Source organism: uncultured Aquimarina sp. (assembly GCF_947492965.1).
GTDB lineage: Bacteria > Bacteroidota > Bacteroidia > Flavobacteriales > Flavobacteriaceae > Aquimarina.
Genome location: NZ_CANLOZ010000005.1, coordinates 197,461 through 218,170, shown reverse-complemented (window position 1 = coordinate 218,170; position 20,710 = coordinate 197,461). Strand labels below are relative to the sequence as shown.

18 protein-coding genes are annotated in these 20,710 nt (G+C 33.3%); 4 read left to right on the top strand and 14 right to left on the bottom strand.

Annotated elements, in window-relative coordinates:
* The first annotated feature begins 240 nt into the window (after nucleotides 1-240).
* Complete coding sequence (locus Q1B37_RS14475; protein ID WP_299899593.1) at nucleotides 241-3,462, top strand: M36 family metallopeptidase; 3,222 nt, start codon at nucleotides 241-243, stop codon at nucleotides 3,460-3,462.
* Nucleotides 3,463-3,502: 40 nt separating this feature from the next.
* Here the strand turns inward: Q1B37_RS14475 and Q1B37_RS14470 are convergent, their stop codons facing one another.
* Nucleotides 3,503-4,378, bottom strand: a complete 876-nt coding sequence (locus Q1B37_RS14470) for a DoxX-like family protein (protein WP_299899591.1) — start codon at nucleotides 4,376-4,378, stop codon at nucleotides 3,503-3,505.
* Nucleotides 4,379-4,542: 164 nt separating this feature from the next.
* Between Q1B37_RS14470 and Q1B37_RS14465 the strand changes: the two genes are divergently transcribed.
* Both Q1B37_RS14465 and Q1B37_RS14460 read left to right on the top strand, forming a co-directional pair.
* Entirely contained in the window at nucleotides 4,543-6,804 is a 2,262-nt protein-coding gene (locus Q1B37_RS14465) for a fibronectin type III domain-containing protein (protein WP_299899589.1), read from the top strand.
* 191 nt (nucleotides 6,805-6,995) lie between these two features.
* On the top strand, nucleotides 6,996-7,388 hold the full coding sequence (locus Q1B37_RS14460; protein ID WP_299899587.1) for a hypothetical protein: 393 nt from the start codon (nucleotides 6,996-6,998) through the stop codon (nucleotides 7,386-7,388).
* A gap of 105 nt (nucleotides 7,389-7,493) precedes the next feature.
* Here Q1B37_RS14460 and Q1B37_RS14455 read toward each other — a convergent pair whose 3' ends face one another.
* The 9 genes from Q1B37_RS14455 to Q1B37_RS14415 form a co-directional block, all read right to left on the bottom strand.
* Complete coding sequence (locus Q1B37_RS14455; protein ID WP_299899586.1) at nucleotides 7,494-8,129, bottom strand: response regulator transcription factor; 636 nt, start codon at nucleotides 8,127-8,129, stop codon at nucleotides 7,494-7,496.
* The gene (locus tag Q1B37_RS14450) at nucleotides 8,126-10,066 is read right to left on the bottom strand and encodes a sensor histidine kinase (protein ID WP_299899584.1); all 1,941 of its coding nucleotides are present in this window, start codon (nucleotides 10,064-10,066) and stop codon (nucleotides 8,126-8,128) included. Before Q1B37_RS14450 ends, Q1B37_RS14455 begins: the two co-directional genes overlap by 4 nt.
* A 53-nt stretch (nucleotides 10,067-10,119) precedes the next feature.
* Nucleotides 10,120-11,001 (bottom strand): hypothetical protein, encoded by an 882-nt coding sequence (locus Q1B37_RS14445; RefSeq protein WP_299899582.1) that lies wholly within the window; start codon nucleotides 10,999-11,001, stop codon nucleotides 10,120-10,122.
* 16 nt (nucleotides 11,002-11,017) lie between these two features.
* Nucleotides 11,018-11,959 carry a leucine-rich repeat domain-containing protein gene (locus Q1B37_RS14440; protein ID WP_299899580.1) on the bottom strand — a complete coding sequence of 314 codons (942 nt, stop codon included), beginning with the start codon at nucleotides 11,957-11,959 and terminating at the stop codon, nucleotides 11,018-11,020.
* 29 nt (nucleotides 11,960-11,988) lie between these two features.
* Nucleotides 11,989-12,459, bottom strand: a complete 471-nt coding sequence (locus Q1B37_RS14435; RefSeq protein WP_299899578.1) for a hypothetical protein — start codon at nucleotides 12,457-12,459, stop codon at nucleotides 11,989-11,991.
* 112 nt (nucleotides 12,460-12,571) lie between these two features.
* The gene (locus tag Q1B37_RS14430; RefSeq protein WP_299899576.1) at nucleotides 12,572-13,039 is read right to left on the bottom strand and encodes a hypothetical protein; all 468 of its coding nucleotides are present in this window, start codon (nucleotides 13,037-13,039) and stop codon (nucleotides 12,572-12,574) included.
* A 54-nt stretch (nucleotides 13,040-13,093) separates the two neighbouring features.
* Complete coding sequence (locus tag Q1B37_RS14425) at nucleotides 13,094-14,275, bottom strand: fibronectin type III domain-containing protein (protein WP_299899574.1); 1,182 nt, start codon at nucleotides 14,273-14,275, stop codon at nucleotides 13,094-13,096.
* Between the two features lie 134 nt (nucleotides 14,276-14,409).
* Nucleotides 14,410-15,624 (bottom strand): bifunctional alpha/beta hydrolase/OsmC family protein, encoded by a 1,215-nt coding sequence (locus tag Q1B37_RS14420; protein ID WP_299899572.1) that lies wholly within the window; start codon nucleotides 15,622-15,624, stop codon nucleotides 14,410-14,412.
* Nucleotides 15,625-15,780: 156 nt separating this feature from the next.
* Nucleotides 15,781-16,002, bottom strand: coding sequence for a hypothetical protein (locus Q1B37_RS14415; protein WP_299607722.1), 222 nt, complete (start codon nucleotides 16,000-16,002; stop codon nucleotides 15,781-15,783).
* 123 nt (nucleotides 16,003-16,125) lie between these two features.
* Between Q1B37_RS14415 and Q1B37_RS14410 the strand changes: the two genes are divergently transcribed.
* Nucleotides 16,126-16,281: a hypothetical protein gene (locus tag Q1B37_RS14410; protein ID WP_299899570.1), complete on the top strand. Its 156-nt coding sequence runs from the start codon at nucleotides 16,126-16,128 to the stop codon at nucleotides 16,279-16,281.
* Nucleotides 16,282-16,403: 122 nt separating this feature from the next.
* Here the strand turns inward: Q1B37_RS14410 and Q1B37_RS14405 are convergent, their stop codons facing one another.
* The 4 genes from Q1B37_RS14405 to Q1B37_RS14390 form a co-directional block, all read right to left on the bottom strand.
* On the bottom strand, nucleotides 16,404-17,120 hold the full coding sequence (locus Q1B37_RS14405; protein WP_299607717.1) for a DUF547 domain-containing protein: 717 nt from the start codon (nucleotides 17,118-17,120) through the stop codon (nucleotides 16,404-16,406).
* A gap of 356 nt (nucleotides 17,121-17,476) precedes the next feature.
* Nucleotides 17,477-18,049, bottom strand: coding sequence for a cysteine hydrolase family protein (locus Q1B37_RS14400; RefSeq protein WP_299607714.1), 573 nt, complete (start codon nucleotides 18,047-18,049; stop codon nucleotides 17,477-17,479).
* Nucleotides 18,050-18,054: 5 nt separating this feature from the next.
* The gene (locus Q1B37_RS14395; protein WP_299899568.1) at nucleotides 18,055-18,732 is read right to left on the bottom strand and encodes a DUF2490 domain-containing protein; all 678 of its coding nucleotides are present in this window, start codon (nucleotides 18,730-18,732) and stop codon (nucleotides 18,055-18,057) included.
* A gap of 18 nt (nucleotides 18,733-18,750) precedes the next feature.
* The gene (locus Q1B37_RS14390) at nucleotides 18,751-20,709 is read right to left on the bottom strand and encodes an alpha/beta fold hydrolase (RefSeq protein WP_299899567.1); all 1,959 of its coding nucleotides are present in this window, start codon (nucleotides 20,707-20,709) and stop codon (nucleotides 18,751-18,753) included.
* Between the last annotated feature and the right edge of the window lies 1 nt (nucleotide 20,710).

The following is a 20,710-nucleotide window of genomic DNA, read 5'->3' as shown; positions in this document are numbered from 1 at the left end:
GATAGTTATTATTCTGATTCTTAGGAATTTTGATTTAACCTAATGTTAATATTTTCTAAACTCTAGTGTTTATATAGGTTAACTAACAAATGATAGTTTGATAAAAAGTCTTCTTTTTTTTAATGAAGAAAAATCAATGAAAATGTAAAATTGTTAAACTTCTTTCAGAGTTTTGATATAAGTGCAGGAAACATTTGGGTTTTTGTTAACTTTATTTAACACAAATTCAAATTTATACATATGAGAAAAATGTACTCGTTTGTCTTACTGACATTATTAGTAGGGCAGGCAATGTTTGCACAAAGCATTATGGATGGTATTGTTAAAAACCATCTAAACGGAACGACTGCAAAGTCGGCACTCACAATGGACGATGTTTCTGAGTGGAAAGTAACGGATGTTGTTCCTTCACTAAACCCAGCGATTCAGCATGTTTATGTTCAGCAGTATCATTTGGATATTCCTATTCAATATGCTACGTATAAACTTACTGTAAAGAATGGGCAGGAGGTAACTTGGGAAATTGATCAATTTGTAAAGGATGTTAAGTCCAAAGTAAATTCTGCAAAAGCGTCTTTATCTCCTGAGACGGCAATTATGAATGTAGCCAAAGCTCATAATCTAAGTACGCCTAGATTAACCAAATCTAATAGTAAAGTAAAGGGTGATTGGGTATATGAAAATTCTGGAATTTCATTAGAACCTATTAAAGCCAAACAAGTTTACATTAAACAAGATGATCAATTGATACTTACCTGGAAAGTTAGTTTGTATCAAAAAGATGGTCAGCATTGGTGGAATGCTAATGTAGATGCTACTACGGGAAGGATTTTACATACCGAAGATTGGGTAATCAAGTGTAATTTCGGTGATTCAGATCATGCGGCTCATGATCATGATGGTCATAATCATGGAAAATCTGTACTTTTTGGAGCTGATATTCCAACTGCACCTACAGAAGCTGAAGCAAAGGCTATGGCTTCGTTTGCACCAGATTCCTATAATGTTTATCCACTTCCTGTAGAATCTCCAATTCATGGAGGTCGTTCTATTATAACTGATCCGGCGGATGCAACGGCTTCTCCTTTCGGATGGCATGATACAAACGGTAGTGCGGGAGCGGAGTTTACGATTACACGTGGTAATAATGTATGGGCTCAAGATGATAGTAATGGTAATAACGGGACTGGTTTCTCTCCAGATGCAGGAGCTAGTTTAGATTTTGACTATCCAGTAGATTTAACACAGCAACCTAGTTCTTATAGAAGTGCTGCAATCACTAATTTATTCTATTGGAACAATGTTATCCACGATATCTTCTATCAGTATGGTTTTGATGAAGCTAGTGGTAATTTCCAAGAGAATAACTATGGACGTGGTGGAGCAGGAGGAGATTCTGTAAATGCAGATGCTCAAGATGGTAGTGGAACAAACAACGCGAATTTCTCTACTCCTGGAGATGGAGGAAATCCACGTATGCAAATGTTCTTATGGAATCAAACCAATCCAGGAAGAGATGGAGATTTTGATAATGTAATTATCGTACACGAATATGGACATGGAATTTCTATCAGGTTAGTAGGAGGACCAAGTTCTAATGTACTTGGAGGTTCTGAGCAAATGGGAGAAGGATGGTCTGATTACTTTGGATTAATGCTTACCATGAAAGCTGGAGATGTAGGAACAGATGGAAGAGGTGTAGGTTCTTATGTATTAGGTCAGGCACCAGATGGAGCTGGAATTCGACCAACAAGATATTCTATTGATAGATCGATAAATAACACAGATTATGCTGATATAGGTGGTTTAGCAAGACCTCATGGAGTAGGATATGCATTTGCTACGATTTTATGGGATATGACATGGTTACTAATAGATGCTGAAGGATTTGATCCAGATTTCTATAATGGAACTGGAGGAAATAATATAGCATTAGCTTTAGTAACAGAAGGATTAAAAAATACGGCTAATAACCCTGGTTTCGTTTCTGGTAGAGATGGAATTCTTCAGGCTGATCAAGATTTGTATGGAGGTCAGTATGAGTGTTTAATTTGGAAAGCATTCGCAGAGCGAGGTGTTGGTCAAGGAGCTAATGAAAATAATAATGGAGGAACTAATGGTCAAACGGATCAGACAGTTTCTTTTGACAATCCTTGTGATGGTGGTGGACCTGGACCTGGTGGAGATGAGTGTTCTGGAGATATTGCTTCATTCCCATATAGCGAAAGTTTCGAAGGATCAATTGGAGATTGGTCGCAAGTAACAACAGATGACTTAGACTGGACTGTAGATTCTAATGGAACTCCTTCTAATGGAACTGGACCTAGTAGCGCTGCAGATGGAAATTCTTATATCTATGTGGAAGCTTCAGGTAACGGAACAGGATATCCTAATAAGAGAGCTATTCTAAATTCCCCTTGTTTGAATTTCAGTGGATTAACTTCACCAACATTAAGCTTCCAGTACCACATGGTTGGTAGTGCAATCGGAACTTTTGCTGTTGAAGCTAGAACTGACAATACAGGAGAGTGGACTAGCGTATTCAGTAGAACAGGAGCTCAGGGAACTGACTGGAATACTGCAAATGTAGATTTATCTGCTTATGCAGGTGAAGCAAGTGTACAACTTCGTTTAAATACGGTAACTGGATCAAGCTGGCAAGGTGACGTTACGATTGATGATTTAAGCATTACGGATGGAACTACTCCTCCAGATCCAACTTGTGATTCAATCGACTTTAACGCTTTCACAATTACTTCATTCTCTAATCAGGATGCAGCTGGAGATTTCTCTATAGTAAGTGGAGGAGCTGGTTTATCATTAAGCAATAACACTTGGAAGTATATCGCATTAAACTATACTGTTACTGCTAATACAGTAATAGAGTTTGACTTTAGCAGTACTTCGCAAGGAGAAATTCATGGGGTTGGTTTTGAAAATGATAACTCTTTAACTTCTACTAGATATTTCAAAGTACATGGTACACAGAACTACGGAGTAACGAACTTTGATAATTACTCTGGTGGAACAACTACTTACACCATTCCTGTAGGTAATTTCTACACAGGAAGTATGGATCGATTAGTATTCATTAATGATAATGATGCAGGATCAGGTAACAACTCAATTTTCTCGAATGTGAAAATATATGAAGGATCTTGTGGTAGTTCAGCGGTAGTAGCGGACTTCGGACCAACAACTCCAATTTTAGGAGATGAGGATGAAGAAAGTGTATCTATATTCACTATTGCTCCGAATCCATTAAAAAGAGGTGGAGTATTACAACTTTCTATGAATAATGCTAAGAGCACAAATACTACTTATTCTATCATGAACATGATTGGTCAGGTAGTTGGACAAGGAAAAGTAAGTGGTAGTCAAACTATCAATGTAGGAAACCTTGATGCTGGTATGTATTTATTAAAAGTGCAAGGAGAAACAAAGAGATTCGTAATCAAGTAGATTAGATTAATATCTTAAGTTAGTTAGAAAGCCGTTTTACTTATAAAACGGCTTTCTTCGTTTTAAACAAGGTACTGTAAGAGATTGTTTTACCATATAGAATAACTAATAAAGGTGTTAACCCATGAGGAATTCTGAATACCACTTCGTGTATATTTTGATGAATGGATTGTAATGGAAAATCCAAATAGAAATTTGCCGCAATTCTGGCGATTGCAGTTAGTAATCCCCAAATAACGGCATACCATAAAGCGTATAACTGAAGCTTCGGAATAAAAATAAGAATAGCAAGAATAAAATCGATAATACCTGCTATGTATAAAAATGTAATCGCGTTTTCTTCAGAAAACCCAAGAATTTGAATAACCATATCTACAAATTTTCCTGGGACTGGATAAAAACCAAAAGCATATAATCCATGACAGAAGAAAGTAAAAGCGATAAGAAGTTTAAGTACAAAGATGAACTTTTCTAAATTAAATTTTTCTGAGAAACTATACAGTAGAACAAAAGGTAATCCGAATTGAATACTATGCTCAAAAAACTGTGCAGTATGATAAAATTTTTCCTTAGTCATTAATACTGTAAGTAATATTAAACTAAATCCTCCAATCAATATCGGAATTCGAAACCATTTTCTATTGATGTTTTTTATCAGAATAACGGAAATAGCAGCTATCAGATACAGTACTCCGTTGAGTTTTATAATAGTCTGTATTACACTATCGGTTTTAGCACTTGTTACATATTCTTGCCAAGGAGTTTTAAATAACCCTTCGATGATTGGTTTTAAGGTGGATTCATCCCAAAAAAAAGTGCGATAAGGAGCATCCCAAAATAAATGTTGATAGGCTCTACCTATAAAAATGAGAAATACGCAGGTTTTAAGGAGTAGTTGAGTTTGATTACTTTTCATTTTGCAAAGTAACATAGCAGTATGTTAATAGACTGTGAAATGATGGTTATATTTTTTCTAGGTTATAGGTGTGAAATTTAAGTATGAATTAAATATCAGGAATTATTAATTATTTACAAATCGATACACTAAATTTGAGTAACTAACTTAATCATATTACCAAAATGAAACAACTTATTTCACTACTTTTAGTGGTTTGTGGGCTGCAACTCCATGCTTCAAATGATAAATATCGCTTAACCCTAAGAGGAAATCCATCGACCTCAATTGTGATAGGATGGAATCAATATTCTGGCAATAATGTAAGAGTATACTACGGAACTACAGATTACGGAACTAATTATAATAGTTATCCATTTACTAAAACACCCGATAGAACAGTATCTTACAAAGGAATGAATAATACATTTGCCAGACTGACTGGTTTACAGCCTGATACTGCATATTATTTTGTGATAAGAGATAGTCAGGGAACGAGTGAACGTTTCTGGTTTAAAACAGCTCCAGCGGACAAAAGTAGATTGTCATTTATTGCGGGAGGTGATTCTAGAAACAACAGAACACCAAGACAAAATGCCAATAGATTGGTGGCTAAACTAAAACCTCATGCTGTATTATTTGGAGGAGATATGACGGATGATGATACGAATAGTCAATGGAGAGATTGGTTTAATGATTGGCAGTTAACAATTGCTTCTGACGGCAGAATGTTTCCTATTGTAGCGACCAGAGGAAATCATGAAGATAGCAATAATAGTGTTTATAATTTATTCGATACTCCATCATCAAGTGTGTATTATGCACTAACGTTTGGAGATAATCTTGTGAGGACATATACGCTGAATACGGAGATTTCTATATCTGGTAATCAAACTACTTGGTTACGAAATGATCTGAATGCAAGTACGAACGTTATTTGGAAAATTGCACAATATCACAAACCTATGCGACCTCATGTTTCTTATAAATCGGAAGGATACAGCCAATATAATAACTGGGCGCAATTATTTTATGATAAAGGAGTAAGGTTAGTGGTAGAATGTGATGCACATACCGTAAAAACCACATGGCCAGTAAGACCATCTACAGGATCAGGTAGTGATGAAGGTTTTATAAGAGATAACCAAAATGGAACAGTGTATGCCGGAGAAGGATGTTGGGGAGCTCCATTACGATCTAATAATGACAATAAAAATTGGACTAGGAATTCTGCTAGATTTAATCAATTTAAATGGATTTTTGTTGATGAAAATAAAATCGAAACCAGAACGATAAGAGTTGATAATGCTTCGCAGGTTGGTTCTGTGTCTAATAATAATGTTTTTCAGATTCCTTCAAATTTAGATATATGGAATCCTTCTAATGGTAGTGTAGTTACGATCAATAAAGGAACTACTACAGATCCTGATACAGGTCGTATAGAAGTAGCGATAAGTAGTGGAAATGATGATGTAGAAGAACGACAGAATGGAGATATGTATACCAACAGTAGTGATTTAGAACTGGTATACGATAGTCATAGTAATGCTGGGAATCAGGTAATTGGTCTTAGATTTAGATCTTTGGCATTACCAAAAGATGTAACCATCACAAACGCCTATTTGCAATTTACAGCAGATGAGAGTAATAGTGCTAATGCAGAATTAGAAATTGCTTTACATGATAGCAGTAATTCTTCAGCATTTAGTACAAGTGACTATAATGTTTCGAATAGAGCTTTATTTTCAAATAAAGTAGTTTGGAATCCAAGTTCTTGGTCTAGCAACCAGAGTGGTTCTGGACAGCGAACTCCGAACTTGAAAAATATGGTGCAGCAATTAGTCAATAAAAGCAATTGGTCCTCCGGGAACAATGCTACTTTTATTATCAGAGGAATAGGAGTTAGTTTAACCAACACTTCTGCAAAAAGAGTTGCGGATTCTTACGAAGGAGGAGCTAGTAAAGCCGCAAGATTAGTTGTAGAATATAGTACAGACGGAGGCACAGATCCTGTAGATATTTGTTTAGGAATCGCTCCTTGGCAAAGTGGGATTAGCTATTCCGTTGGTGATAAAGTGACTTATCTAGGATATTTGTACGAAAGGACTGCATCAGGTTGGACAAACCTAGGTGCATGTGGTACTACGAGAAGCGCTACTGAGACTTCTAAAATTATATTTCCTCCGCTAGAAGATGATATGACTTTTAATATACATCCTAATCCTTTCCAGGATGAGATTTATATTACAACCTCTAAAAAAATAGATCATAAATATCAAGTTAAGGTATATGATTTAGGAGGGAAAATCATGTATCATAAAGAATTAAATAGTAATTCTGGAGATACGATGATTATTAATAACATACAGCAATCTGGAATCTATATACTATCCATAAGTGATGATCATGGAAAAATCATAAGAACACAACGATTGGTAAAAAAGTAGTGTTTATCAATACATCGAAGATGTTTACAAACCACTAACCTATATGGATTAGTGGTTTTTTTGTTTTTCCGTTGAGAAATCTTAGCCATATTGTTACTAATTATATTATATAACATTTTGATAATCATTAGATAATCGATGTTGAAGCTTTAATAAAGAACTTTGTACGAAACTCTTAAACCAAAACTACCATGAAATTACTAAAGTACATTACATTGATATTGATAGTTTGCTTTTTTGTATCCTGTGAAACTGAGCAGGTAGTAGATCAGACCATAGCAATTGAAGAAAAAAGTGATGTTCGTTTTGATGTGATTATAAAACTGGTAGATGAATGGTCTGGACAAGAAATTCCAGCAAGTACCTTACCTGGTTATGGTGCTACCAATCTTGAAACAGGAGCAATTTATTTTGATTCCAGATACGAAATTGGATTGTTCGAAAGTCTTCCTGTAGGAACCTATCGATTCGATGCACGTGATGGGTATTTTGATGGAGCGTCTTCGGCGATTGTAGAAGTAAGTGGAGAAAATGAAACTCCAGAAGGTTGGATCGAAGTAACACTACGATATTGGTCAGAATAAAGACCTAAAGATTTTTTATACTTTTCATAATGGAAAAAGGGAAGCGTGAGTCCTGTATAGCTTCCCTTTTTGTTTTTAAGTTTATGATAAATTAGGTGCTGGAATCTATAACAATCCTTTTTCAATAGCTTTTTTGATGATACCAACACTGTTTTTTGCTCCTAGTTTGCTCATGATATTCATGCGATGGGTTTCGATTGTTTTTACGCTTACAAATAGTTTTTCAGAAATCTCTTGTGTAGTTAATTCTTCGGCAATCGCTTCCAAGACTTCTTTTTCTCGTCTGGTCAGTTTTACTAAAAAGCCTTTTTTTGTCTGCATGCCCAAAGATTCATTGAGTAATTTTTTCTCTATATCTCTTTGAATGTATTTTCCGTTTTCTAGGACAACTTTAAATGCAGATAATAGCTCTAATTTATCTGTGTTTTTTAATAAATACCCATCTGCGCCATTACTGAGCATTCGTTTTATAAAAGAAACTTCATCGTAATTAGAAATAGCAATGATCTTTAATTTGGTATGTAGTTGCTTTAATTTTTTGCAAAGTTGTATGCCATTAATGTCAGGTAAATTAATATCTAGTAATAAGATGTCTGGTTGGTCAATTGCAATAGATTCAAGGGTCTGAGCTCCGTTATTGTATAGTCCAACGATAGTAACTTCGTTTACACCTTCGAGCATGGTTTGAATACCCTGTAATACAATTTGATGATCATCTGTTATGGCGATTTTGGTGGTCATGCTAATTTTTCGGTATTAATATCAATTACATAAGATGTTCCTTGTTCATCAGAAGTGACATCCAGTTTTCCATTTAAATAGGTTATTCTAGAGTTTATGTTTTGAAGTCCTATTCCTTCTATATTGGTTTCGGAAGTGTCAAATCCTATTCCATTATCTTCAACCGTAAGTTGTATAGTGTTATTTTCCTGATAACTTAATTGTACGTGTATTTCTGATCCTTGAGAATGTTTCAAGCTATTATTTACTAATTCTTGTACAATCCTAAAGATATTAACTTCAGCTTTCTTGGGAATCTCTATTGCAGAACCTACAGTCTGAAAAGAAACTTCTACATCCTGAATGCTGTTAGTAGTACTGCAATAATCCTGTAAGGTTTCTACCAAACTAAAGTTTTGTAAAGCAGGAGGAACTAAATTATGGGAAATGGCTCTTACTTGTTCACAGGATTTATCTATCATGGCCACAGCTTCATGAATGACTTTGTTATTTCTTTCCAGTAATGAAGTGAGTTTATATTTTATAGCAGATAAATCTACGTTTACTCCATCATGTAATTCTTTTGCCAATCGTAAGCGTTCTTTTTCTTCACCTTCTATCAATGATTCTAGAGTTTTTACCTGTTGTTCTCTTTTAAGGGTTAAAATCTCTTGATCTTTACGTTTTTGGCGTTGTTGATATACAAACCAGATTAAAATTGAAGTCAATAGTAGAAAAATAGCTAATCCTGCCATTATTACGTTTTGAGATTGTTGTTTTTGAATCTTAGCTTCTTGAGATTTTAATTCTAATTGTTGCTTTGTGATTTCTTTGTCTTTTTTTTCGGTTTCATATTTAACATCTAAGTCATTGAGTTTTTCCTTTAACTCGAGACTTTCTAAACTATCTTTTCTGGTATAATATTGATGTAATAATTCATTTGCTTTTTGATGGTTTCCACGCTTAGTTTCAATGGTACTTAAATAGAAATACATTAAATTCTCGTTAGAAACTGTTTTATTTTCTCTAAATATCTGAAGAGCTTCCTTTATATATCTTTCTGCTTTATCTAATTTGTTGGTTTCTATATAAACATTTCCTAAGTCGGATAATGAACCACCAATAGCAGATTTATTATTCATTTTTCTTCTTAAAACTAGTGCTTTTTTCAGGTATTCTTCTGCTTTTGTGAAATCTTTATTTTTAGAATAAATCATGCCAATGTTTCTATATTGGTATGATTTTACTCTGGTGTTATTTGTTTTTTCTGCAATACCCAAAGATTTTTTAAAATAGCCTAATGCTTTCGAAGTACTATCCTGTTTCATAGAAACCAAACCCAAACCGTTGTATACAATAGACAATAAGGTAGAATCTTTTTCTGCTATCGCAATATTTGCAGCGCTTATATGATATTCTTTGGCTTTGTTATACTGACTCGTATTCTTATAAATAACTCCAATAGCGTTTAGTATTTTTGCTTTTTGGAGTTGCATGTCTTTCATATTCTCTATATATGATATAGCTTTGAGGTATGTGGATAAGGCTTGCTCTTTTTTATCCTGATACACTTGAACCGTTGCTAATTGATAAATAGATTTTACAAATTCAATACTGTCCTTTGTTTTATTGGTGTAAGCCAAGTATTTTTCAATAAAGTTTTCAGCTTTACTATAATCCCCTTTCATTCTATTTAGAACTCCGTTATTATAGACGGCGTTCATCTTCATTTCTTCATTATTTTCTTTATTGCTTAAAACGAATAAGGAATCATTATACTTCTCAGAGGCCACAATATCTATATTAACCAGAGCGCGTGATAATTGGTTATATAAATTCATTTTAACTGTAGTGGTGGGATTCATCCTTAATTCATTCTGAATACTGTCTATGATTTTATTTTGAGAAAATCCAGAAGAAAGAAATAGGAATAATAGTATTCGTAGTGTGCCTTTCATAAATGATAAGATGTAATTCAATAAAGATAATTTATAAATCATTTATAAATGAGTTAATTACATTTTAAATTTAATCGATAATATCTTGTGTTATCTAAATAAGTACCACCATCTTCGCCATAAGTAACATGATAGTATCTGGACTCTCCATTATTGTAGTGCAAATACAAAAATACCTTTCCTGCTTCATCCTTAAATTCCCATTCGCCCTGATTATCTTGAGTACCTCCGCTATATCCATGTGCATTTTCGCTTTCTACAGAAACATTAGAACCTCCGTAATACATAAATGTACCAGATGCACATAAGTCTATGATTCTGGTAACACTATAACTGCCGCTCACACCACCAACACCACCAGGAGAGAATGTATTCTTTTCATGCTTCAGTCTTTTTCCACCTAGCTCACGTTTACATATAGATGCATTGAAGCTTTCGTTTACTTTGGGTTTGGTAAGCTTTAAACTATTTTTTATTTTTAAAAGAATGCTTTTATGAGCATCCGAAAAATCACTTGTTCTTGCCATGATCATGGCTGTTACACCATAACCATTAGGATTAAGACAACCATACGCCAATACTTTTACAGCTTGTCCATCAGCAGTTCCTGTATAATAACGTTTCACATAATTTGTTTTTATCTCAATATTATTTTCTGGGGTAAGGGAAATTCCTTCTTCTACAATGTTTTTAGAAAATTCCTCTTTAAGCGCATTAATTGTTTTTAGCTCGTTTACAATAAGCATAACGAGTCCAGTTTCGGTTTGAGATTGCATGGCATATCCATCATTCATCTCTTTACCAAACCATCCATTAGGAATCGTAAACTGTACTCCATATTCTGGATATTGAACAATTCCTGTTTGTAATTGCTGAGCGTTTAAAATATTGATCATTATTATTAAAAATAAAGAAGTTATGAATCTAGTTTTCATTAGTAGTTAGTTTTAGTTATTGGCAGACCACATTGGAGTCGAAGTTGATAACAGTTCCATTTTGTGTTTCTAAATCGCAAACACTTTGAGGAATCATTGTAATTTGATTATCGGTGATGTCCAGAGATTCAAGTTGTTGTAAATATTTCCATTGCGAAGGAATTGAAGTTAGATCGTTACTATTTAGTCTTAGTTCTTTTAAGGTTTTTAGCTTTCCTAAATATTGATTAGAACTTGTGTTGATAATCCGGTTTCTATCTAAAAACAGTTTTTTAAGTTGCTTTAAACCAGAAATGTTTACGGGAATAGTTGTGATTTGATTCCTAGCAAGATTTAACTCTTCAAGTTTTTCTAATTTGTAAATGTTATCAGGAATGGTATAGATATCATTCCAAAAAAAGTTAAGTCCTACTAAATTTTCTATCTCTAATACTGCTTCTGGTATGTTTTGAAATTCATTAAATGAAAGTGATAACCATCTTAGATGTTCCAATTTGTTGAAGTTTGATGGTAAAGTAGATAATTCATTGAAGCTAACATCTAAGTGTTGTAAATTGGTAAGTTTCCCTATTTCATTGGGCAAAGTATCAAGATTGTTACTACCAATAAATAACTGGGTTAAAGACGTTAAGTAATGTATTTGAGAAGGTAAAATGTCTAAATTCTTGTCTTGAAGATTTAGAATTATAATTTGACCTGCTGGATTTGTAATTACTCCAGAAAAATTATGGATATCCGTTGCGTAAAAATCAGTTTTGTTAAATACCCAACCCAAAGAATTACCTGGATTTTGTTTATCTATGGTATATAATACTTTAAGCTGATTTTTAAGATAATCATCATTATCTGATTTGAAATCATTATCATATAAACTATAGGATGGTAAATCTTCTTGTTCAGAACAACTAATAAGTAGTAAAGACATTAGAAAAACGAATCTAAATATGGATGTTTTCATAATCATTATTATTTGTCGTGATTTTGTTTTTAAAGTTTGGTTAGATGCAGAATTTCTGGTGGGTTATTACTTACACGCTCTTCAAATTCTATAGTAGTTCCATTATCGTTAATAGCGGTAACGATCCATTCTTCTATCAGATCTCTAAGTAGATTGTTTACTATTGTTGATGAACTATCTTCTCTAAAAGAGATATCAACTATAGTATATGTTTGACCGTTAATTTCGTCACTAAATAAGTCGTATTCTCCATCGATATTTAAATCTTCCACATCTGCTTCTACATGATCAATAGCGTTAAATAGAAAGCGGAATTCTTCATAATCCAAAGTTCTATCTGTTTGGTTCTCAAAGTAGCTTATTACCCAGGTTCCGCTAAGTTGTTCTTTGGTTAGTGTTGGAGGAGTATTATTAGCACTTATAGTGTCGTCATCATTACTGCAACTTAAAATCAAGATAAGTACTAATAAAGGCGTGATTCTTTTAAAAATATTTTTCATGTGTTTGTGTTTTATTTTTTTGTAATTGTCACATAGAATTCACCATTAATCACTTCAGTGGGTATCACCTTATTATTATGGTTCATTTCATGATATAAAGTTTGTTTTTGGATTACTCATTGGTATTGGTAACTCTTTCAAGATGTAATACTTCTAGATCAAATTGTGGATTGAGTGCTTTTTCAAATTCTATTTTTGAAGCATCTAAGAGCACTTGTTTTACAGGCCAGTTACCACGTATGTTTTCTAAAACTTCATGAGCATCATCAGTAATGTCTAATCCAATCTGTAGTTGCCAAACTCTCTCGGAATCTATTTCGAATGGATCTACCTCGTAGCTACCAAGTGTAGTAGCCTCCTCATTGAATGCTCGTAGCGCTGATGATTCTCCATCAAATTCTAATAAAATATTAATTCCGTCATAGCTTATATTCCGAACTTGATCTTGATATAAGCTGATACGCCATACACCTTGTAATTGTTCTGGTGAGAATGGAATAATTTCTTCATCATCATCACTGCTACAGCTGCATAGCAATACAAATAAATAGATGCTTAAAATTTTCGTTAGTGTTTTCATTGTTTTCTAATTATAAAATTTGATTGTTTTGTAAAGATGTGGGTAGTTGATTGCTTATTCTTGGTAAACCCATTTAGGGAAAAGGGATATATCGTTTACCGAATATCTTGCAGAAATCGGATAACCAGATTCGTTGTATTCGTACTCTATATTGAATTCGATATTTAGGTCTCCATTTCTATAATCTTGTAAATTGATTATATTATGATTTCCTCTTACAAATTGAATTCCATATCCATCGATATTAAAAGTACCAACTCGAAAAGACCTATACTCTCTCGGGACAGAAAATAGGGTTGGGATGTTAAATTGAAACTGCTCTTTGATGATGGGGGTCCAGGGATTTTTTTTGTTGTCATAGGCATAAACCTGTCTACGTGATGTTTCATAGGTGATACCTTCGTCATCACTAGTTTGAAATGTACGCTCCACTAAATTTCCAACATTATCATAGGATAATAACCATCTGTAAAAAGTCAATTGAACTCCATCTGTATTATCAGAGGTATGTCTCCTTTCAAAATGTAGCACGGTAAGATTTCCTGAAGTGTCATAGGTGTACTTCATTTTGGATACACCGACATAATTATTATCTCCGGTTCTGAGGATGTTAAGTTCGCGTATACGATCTTGATCATCATAAAGAAATTTTAAATCTCCTTTGCCAGTACCATCACTAACTTTTGTGAGTAGTCCGTTAAAATTATAAGTATATGTGGTATTACCTATGGATAATAAACGACCATTATCGTCATAAGCCATAGTATTAGTAACACTTTGGAAGCTTTGTATAGACTGTACTAATACATTATTATTGTCATATTCATATAGGAAATTATTATCCGAACCATTATCAGATTCAAAAAATAATAGTTTCATATAATCGGTTTTGAAGGTAAATGGTACTTCTATTTCATTTCCATTACCATCATTGGCAATGATGCTACCTTGATACTCTCGATCATATAAAAGGTCATCTATGATAAAACTGGTTGTATTTTGTGAAATGATTGGAGTGTTTTCCAGCATTACAGTATATTCTATAGTATCATTTTCAGGATCCTCCGCATTTGTCCAGCTTAACTGAGCTGTGTTTTTATCAATAGCTATATTGATTGTAAACTCCGTTGGTGATTGATTTTCTATTGATAATCCTTCGGTCGAGTCATCATTACTGCAGCTTAATATTAACAGTAGTAGAATAAATAAGTTGGAAATTTTAATGCTATTCCTCATCGTTACATAGTTTATTATTTACTTCTGCAAGCTATTATGATAGCATCTAAAAAAGGTAAGGGCATACCTTGATTTATAAAAATCAGGGTATACCCTTAGATGTATAAAGTACTAGAATATCCGATTATTCCATGTTACGATATCAGTTTAGTAATTACTTGTGTTTCTGTATGTAAAGTTTTATGTACTGGACATTTATCAGCTATCTGAAGAATTCTAGCGATTTGTTTTTCATCTAAATCACCCTCCAATTTAATTTCTCGATCGAATGTATCGATTTTAGCAGTTGGATCTTCACAATTCTCACAATCGTCTATATGCCTTCTATCATAACTGGTGTGGACTTCTACATTTTTTAGGTCCCATCCTTTTCGGGAAACGTACATCTTAATGGTCATTGCCGTACAGGCGGATAATCCTGCAGAAACTAATTCATATGGAGAAGGTCCAAAATCATTACCACCGACACTTTCTGGTTCATCAGCTACCATATAGTGATTCCCTACTTTCATTTGAGTAGTATATCCTTCATCATTTCCTAAACTGACTACTACCTGATGTGTACTCTTTAGTTTAGGTTCTTCAGGAATGTCTATATATCTAGATGACCAACCAGCAATTACATTTCCTACGTATATAGAATCTTCTTTACGCATTAGTAAATGATCTGCTCCATCTAAAGTAACGAAGCTTTTAGGATGTTTTGCAGCGTGATATATATCTTCTGCATTTTTGATACCTACCGTAGTGTCTTGTGGAGAATGCAACACCAGTAAAGCTTTATTTAGGTTTTTTGCTACTGTAGCTAATGATTTTGTTTCTAAATCATCTAAGAATTGTTTTTTGATGGTGAAATCTCTACCACTTAGATTGATTACAGCTTTTCCATTGGCTTCAATTTCATCTAATCCACTGCGTAACAAATGCTGTACATGAGTTGGATCTGAAGGAGCTCCGATAGTAGCCACCGCTTTGATAGCATGAAGTTTTGAAGCGGCGAATATTGCTGCAGCACCTCCTAAAGAATGACCAATAAGTAGGGAAGGAGCTTGATAATTTTCAGTAAGAAAATCTGCAGCTGCTACTAGATCTTCTACATTACCCGAGAAATTGGTATCGGCAAAATCACCTTCACTTTCTCCTAATCCAGTAAAGTCAAATCTAAGAACACCAAAACCTTGAGAAGTTAACGCTCTACTGATATTACGAACGGCACCTAAGTTTTTATTGCATGTAAAACAATGTGCAAAAAGTGCAAAATTATGTGGATGTTGATCTGCAGGAAGTTCTAAACGACCAGAAAGGACCTGACCCTCGGCGTTGGTAAAAGAGATTTTAGATAGACTCATTGGATTGTTGTTTTTCTAAAAGTCGAAATTTTTATTCTTTTCTAACTTTTAGAATAGGTTAAAAATGTGTTAACATCTATGAAGTCGATCTATGATATAGAGATAAAATCATACCGATTCAAAATGATGAATTGGTATGATTTAATAGGTTTGTTCTTATGCTAAATGTGCTTCGCAAGGTATCCAAACCTCATCTCCATCTGCATCGATAGATGATCCGCAATCCATCATTACGGATCCCTCTGGATAATACTGAACAAAAGTACAGGTGTTTACCTGTTCTGGCGTGCATTGATCTCTTTGTCCACCGCCAATTTTGATAAGTTCTACTCTAGAAAGTTTTTTAAAATGATCGAATTTTTCTACTAATGTTTTCATAAGTTTTAATGTAATTAAAAGAATAAAATATACTTCCTTTAAAAATACATTAAAAAGTGATTTTTTCCCCATTTTTAAATTAATTTAACTAGCTTTAAGATGTTCAATCAAAATTTTAAAATTATGCTACAAAAAATTCTTAATCTAAAAGGAGTAAATGAGTTACCAAAAGCTCAAATGAAAATTATAAAGGGTGGATTGGCTTGCTTTGGAGATGATGCTATATGTCCAGCACATTCAGTATGTGTCAACAATTTTTGCACAAGTAATGGGTGCTAAATAGAAGATTTAGTTATAGGTAGACTTTTAATCTACCTATAACTGTTTATTTGATAAAATATTTTGGGGTAATAATATCTTTGTTGTTCTGTGGAAGGACCTTAAAATTTATCGAGATTGGTTTATTTTTGTTCATTCAGACTCCAATCATATTCCAGATATGCTATTTTGGATGATTTTTGAATTTTTTCTTTAGCATACTGATTTACATAATCTTTTATATCTCCGTTATTAAAATCTTTCGCATACCATTCAAATACTTTGGACAGCTTAACATCATCATTAGCTACCAAATTCTTCGAAGGATCGTTTATGTATTCGATAGTTTTATCTTCTAGTGCTTGAGTAATATTTCTACTCGTGTACGCTCTATTCCATAGTTTTGGCGATGAGGTGGCAGCGCAATTAAGAAGGAAATGAATTCTTGGTTCATTCATTTTTCTTAGTACTTTATGTTCTATATCATCAAGACTATATTCTTTATTATTAATCGTTATGGATTTTTTCTTCCAAGGATTTTCTAAATCATTAATGGATTTAATGGGATAATGATCGATGACCATTTTCATAACAATGGCATTGTATAAGTTTACCCAATACGCAAGCTTTTCTGTAGCCTCGGAATTTTCTGCAGGATAATTAGTAGATAAAGATTTGAAGTATTTATCGAATAAAAATTTATCTCTAATAAAACCTTTATAATCTACTTTACCGTCATTAGATACGTTCAGCAATAAAAGCTGATCCCATACCATATGATCGATATGATTTTTTTGCGCCTGTATATCAGTAATAAAACTGAATAAAGTTAAGACAGTGAATATTAGAAATTTTTTCATAACAAAACTGTATTAGATTTAGGGGAAATTACAACTTAAATTATGTTAATTACGGTTATACCGTAAATCTATAAAATTTTATCGACAAAAAGCAAATTTTAACGATAAAAATACAATAATTTATGATTTTAACATTTTAAAAGTTGCTAATATATAAACCTAGACTATGAATTCAAGGAGTTTTTTTGGTGAAAAAATCACCTGTTTTGTCTTAGTTTTATGGAAAGAATTGATAGATTTTTGTTTTTTAACTCTGCTACGTATTTCAAATCAAAATTGAGATATTATCTCTTAAGAGTTATTGCGATTATTAGCATAAAATATCAACCAAGTAGCTATAAAATTATTAGAAAAATTTATTCAAAATTACTGAGTAAACTCTCGGTTTTTATGATAGTTGCAAATTCATCTTTTAGATTTGCAATTTCAATATCATGAACCATTTGAGCACTATACCTTTCTCCATTAACACCTATTTTGTCAAAAGCAGCAACACCATCTTCTATCAAAAATGTTTTAAAACCAAAGTTAGAAGCCATTCTGGTACTCGTAGACACACAATGTTCTGTAGTAAGCCCAACAATAACCAGTGTGTTGATCTTTTTATGAGTTAGTTGTTCTCTAAGATCTGTACCTATAAAGGCACTATTTACACCTTTTTCTATGATTGGTTCATGAGCTAGAGGCTTGATAAAATCCTGAAAATCATTCCCAGATTTACCTTTTGCCAGAGGAGATTCAGGATTTGTAGAACAATGCTTTACGTGATATACAGGAAGTTCTTCAGATCTCCATTTACGTAGTAAAGCTTCAATATTTTTTTCTGCATCAGGATTATTCCGTTCTGTACCATAATATCCTGGACTATTGATCCCTTTTTGAACATCTATTAATAATAGTGCCGGATTATCCTTTTTTGTAATTGTCATGATTTCTATTGCTTACTTCTAAAATCAGTATTATAGATAATACCTAGTTGTACTCTATCAAAATTAATTCCTGTAAAATGATTTTTTAAATATCCTACCTGAATGCTAAAGTTAGATTTTACGTTATATCCAATAGCTCCGTATAGTCTGTTTTGACCAAAAATTGGTTCTTGTAAATTGATAAAAACTTCATCATATACATTCAGAAACCATTTATCATTAAAAGGGTAGGTGAGTTGCAAACGATACCTAGCTCGATGTTCTGTAAAATCATCTGCTTGTGTACTGATAAAACGTTGTTCTAATCGATATCTATGTTCGAATGCTACTTTTCCAACTTTATTTTTGAGGATAAACTGTTCGAAAATTCGATGTTCATTGCTGTTTTCCTCACCGGGAATATCGGCAAAGGTTCCATCTGTGTTAATATATCCATATCCAATTGTAGCAATTGCATTGTCAGTAATATGATAATTAAGCCCAGTTCGCAATAGCAATTGGTTAAAAGTGTTTGCTACTTCATAAAATCGAAACTGTGCCTCGGAATGAATACTAAGTTTATCAGTTATTCGATTTGTACCAAAATACATATACCAAGCGCCTAACTCATTTTCACCGGTATTTTGCGCATTAACTTGAGTGATACAGGCTAACAATGCAATTACTAAAATTGTTTTCTTCATAAAAATATACTTATTCTTTTAAGAATCAGATTCTACAGTTTTTACTTCTTTTTTTCCATCATTAATGACATCTGATCCAGATCCTTTAAGGTAAGTATTCAGAAATTTTAAAACTTTTCCGTAAGCTTCAATTTGATTTTCTTTTTTAACAAAACCATGACCTTCATCTTCGAATAGAACATACTCTACTGGAACACCATTTTTTCTAACTCCTTCAACGATCTCATCAGATTCTACTTTTAATACTCTTGGATCTTGAGCACCTTGTAATACAATCAGTGGTTTAGTCACTTTTTCTGTATGAAACAAAGGAGAAATTTTACGTAGTCTTACAGAATCAGCCGTATTGGGATCTCCCATTTCTGTATATAAAGCATCTTTGAAAGATTCCCACCATGGCGGAATGCTTTTTAAAGTTCTTAACCAATTGGTAACACCAAATATATTCACACCAACCTTAAATTCTTCGGGAGTATACGTTAATGCAGCCATTGTCATATAACCTCCATAAGAACCACCGATAATTCCAATTTTGTTAGGGTCGATAATATCTTGCTCAGCTAACCAATCTTTACCAGCTACGCAATCTTTTAGGTCCTTATCACCATGATTTTGGTCATCCATCTTATAAAATGTCTTTCCATAACCACTACTTCCTCTATTGTTAACAGCTAAAATAGCATATCCATGATTTACCAAATACTGAATAATTGAGCTAAATCCTTGTCTAGATTGTCCTCCAGGTCCTCCATGCACCCATACCAAAGCAGGAACTTTATTGGTAGCTGATGCTTGCTTAGGTTTGTAATATATTGCTGGAATTTCTAATCCATCAAAAGATTTAAAACGTACAACTTCAGATGCTACTAAATGATCTGCATTGATATCTTTATTCAATACATCGGTTAGCTGATGGTATTCTTTGGTAGCTATGTTATATGAATATACGTTTCTTGGTGTGCTAGAACCTGCGACATTTAGAAAAGCCATCGTTTCATCTCTAGAAAAACTAGCGCTAGAGATTTCTTTATCTTTAAAGGTTGGGAAATCCATTGGTTTTCCAGTAGCCGCATCTTCTACAGCCATCACTGTTTTAGCATCCTCATTGGTGAACATTACTTTGTATTTTCCATTTCTGGTAAAGTAAAAAGAAGTGATGTCCCAATCTTTCTGAGCTACTTTTTCCTTAGTTCCATCCTCGAGATTGTATTTCATTAAATAACTAAATTCTGCACCATCATCACTCGTGTAATACAAAAATTTGTTATCAGGAGAAAAATCTTCCGGAGAGTTACCACTTAGGTTCTCATTAATCTTAGTTCTCTTACCAGTTTCAGTATTTAATACAAATAAGTCCGTGTCGTTTGTATTTACTGGCTTTAATAAAGCGATATATTTTCTATCATTAGACATACCAGCAAAATCAAATCCATCTTTATTTTCATAAATCACCTTAGACGAGAAGTCAGAAATATTCATTTCATAATGATCCATAAACTTCGGATTTCTTTCGTTACTTCCGTAGAAGAAACTTTTTCCATCTTTGGACCACCCTCTAAACAAGGCGCGTACATTCTTTTCTGGAGTAAGTCTTTTAATTCCAGCGCTATCTTTCATGAAGATTTTAAAAATTTCATCTCCATTACCATCCATCCTGAATAAAATCCTATCATCTTCAGGGAAATATGATATTCCGTATATAGATGAACTATCGGATTTAGTTACTGGGATTAATTCACCTCCTTTTACCGAGGTAGTATACATATTATAGATACCAGAACGATTGCTGGTCATCAGCACTTTGGATTTATCTTTTGAAAACCCATTGGCAAATGCATTTTCATTGTCCACAAACTGTTCTATAGAATACTCTTCTATTTTTACAGATTGTGCAACATCTTGCGTTTCTTCTTTAGCTTCTTTTTTGCAGGAATAGAATAAGAGAAGTCCCATTCCCAGGATAACGAGTTTTTTCATT

Coding starts and splice junctions, on each gene's coding strand:
- Q1B37_RS14435 (WP_299899578.1), bottom strand. CDS start 12,459: ATGAAAAATATTTTTAAAAGAATCACGCCTTTATTAGTACTTATCTTG.
- Q1B37_RS14440 (WP_299899580.1), bottom strand. CDS start 11,959: ATGAAAACATCCATATTTAGATTCGTTTTTCTAATGTCTTTACTACTT.
- Q1B37_RS14390 (WP_299899567.1), bottom strand. CDS start 20,709: ATGAAAAAACTCGTTATCCTGGGAATGGGACTTCTCTTATTCTATTCC.
- Q1B37_RS14450 (WP_299899584.1), bottom strand. CDS start 10,066: ATGAAAGGCACACTACGAATACTATTATTCCTATTTCTTTCTTCTGGA.
- Q1B37_RS14425 (WP_299899574.1), bottom strand. CDS start 14,275: ATGAGGAATAGCATTAAAATTTCCAACTTATTTATTCTACTACTGTTA.
- Q1B37_RS14430 (WP_299899576.1), bottom strand. CDS start 13,039: ATGAAAACACTAACGAAAATTTTAAGCATCTATTTATTTGTATTGCTA.
- Q1B37_RS14475 (WP_299899593.1), top strand. CDS start 241: ATGAGAAAAATGTACTCGTTTGTCTTACTGACATTATTAGTAGGGCAG.
- Q1B37_RS14420 (WP_299899572.1), bottom strand. CDS start 15,624: ATGAGTCTATCTAAAATCTCTTTTACCAACGCCGAGGGTCAGGTCCTT.
- Q1B37_RS14415 (WP_299607722.1), bottom strand. CDS start 16,002: ATGAAAACATTAGTAGAAAAATTCGATCATTTTAAAAAACTTTCTAGA.
- Q1B37_RS14395 (WP_299899568.1), bottom strand. CDS start 18,732: ATGAAGAAAACAATTTTAGTAATTGCATTGTTAGCCTGTATCACTCAA.
- Q1B37_RS14405 (WP_299607717.1), bottom strand. CDS start 17,120: ATGAAAAAATTTCTAATATTCACTGTCTTAACTTTATTCAGTTTTATT.
- Q1B37_RS14470 (WP_299899591.1), bottom strand. CDS start 4,378: ATGAAAAGTAATCAAACTCAACTACTCCTTAAAACCTGCGTATTTCTC.
- Q1B37_RS14400 (WP_299607714.1), bottom strand. CDS start 18,049: ATGACAATTACAAAAAAGGATAATCCGGCACTATTATTAATAGATGTT.
- Q1B37_RS14465 (WP_299899589.1), top strand. CDS start 4,543: ATGAAACAACTTATTTCACTACTTTTAGTGGTTTGTGGGCTGCAACTC.
- Q1B37_RS14410 (WP_299899570.1), top strand. CDS start 16,126: ATGCTACAAAAAATTCTTAATCTAAAAGGAGTAAATGAGTTACCAAAA.
- Q1B37_RS14460 (WP_299899587.1), top strand. CDS start 6,996: ATGAAATTACTAAAGTACATTACATTGATATTGATAGTTTGCTTTTTT.
- Q1B37_RS14445 (WP_299899582.1), bottom strand. CDS start 11,001: ATGAAAACTAGATTCATAACTTCTTTATTTTTAATAATAATGATCAAT.
- Q1B37_RS14455 (WP_299899586.1), bottom strand. CDS start 8,129: ATGACCACCAAAATCGCCATAACAGATGATCATCAAATTGTATTACAG.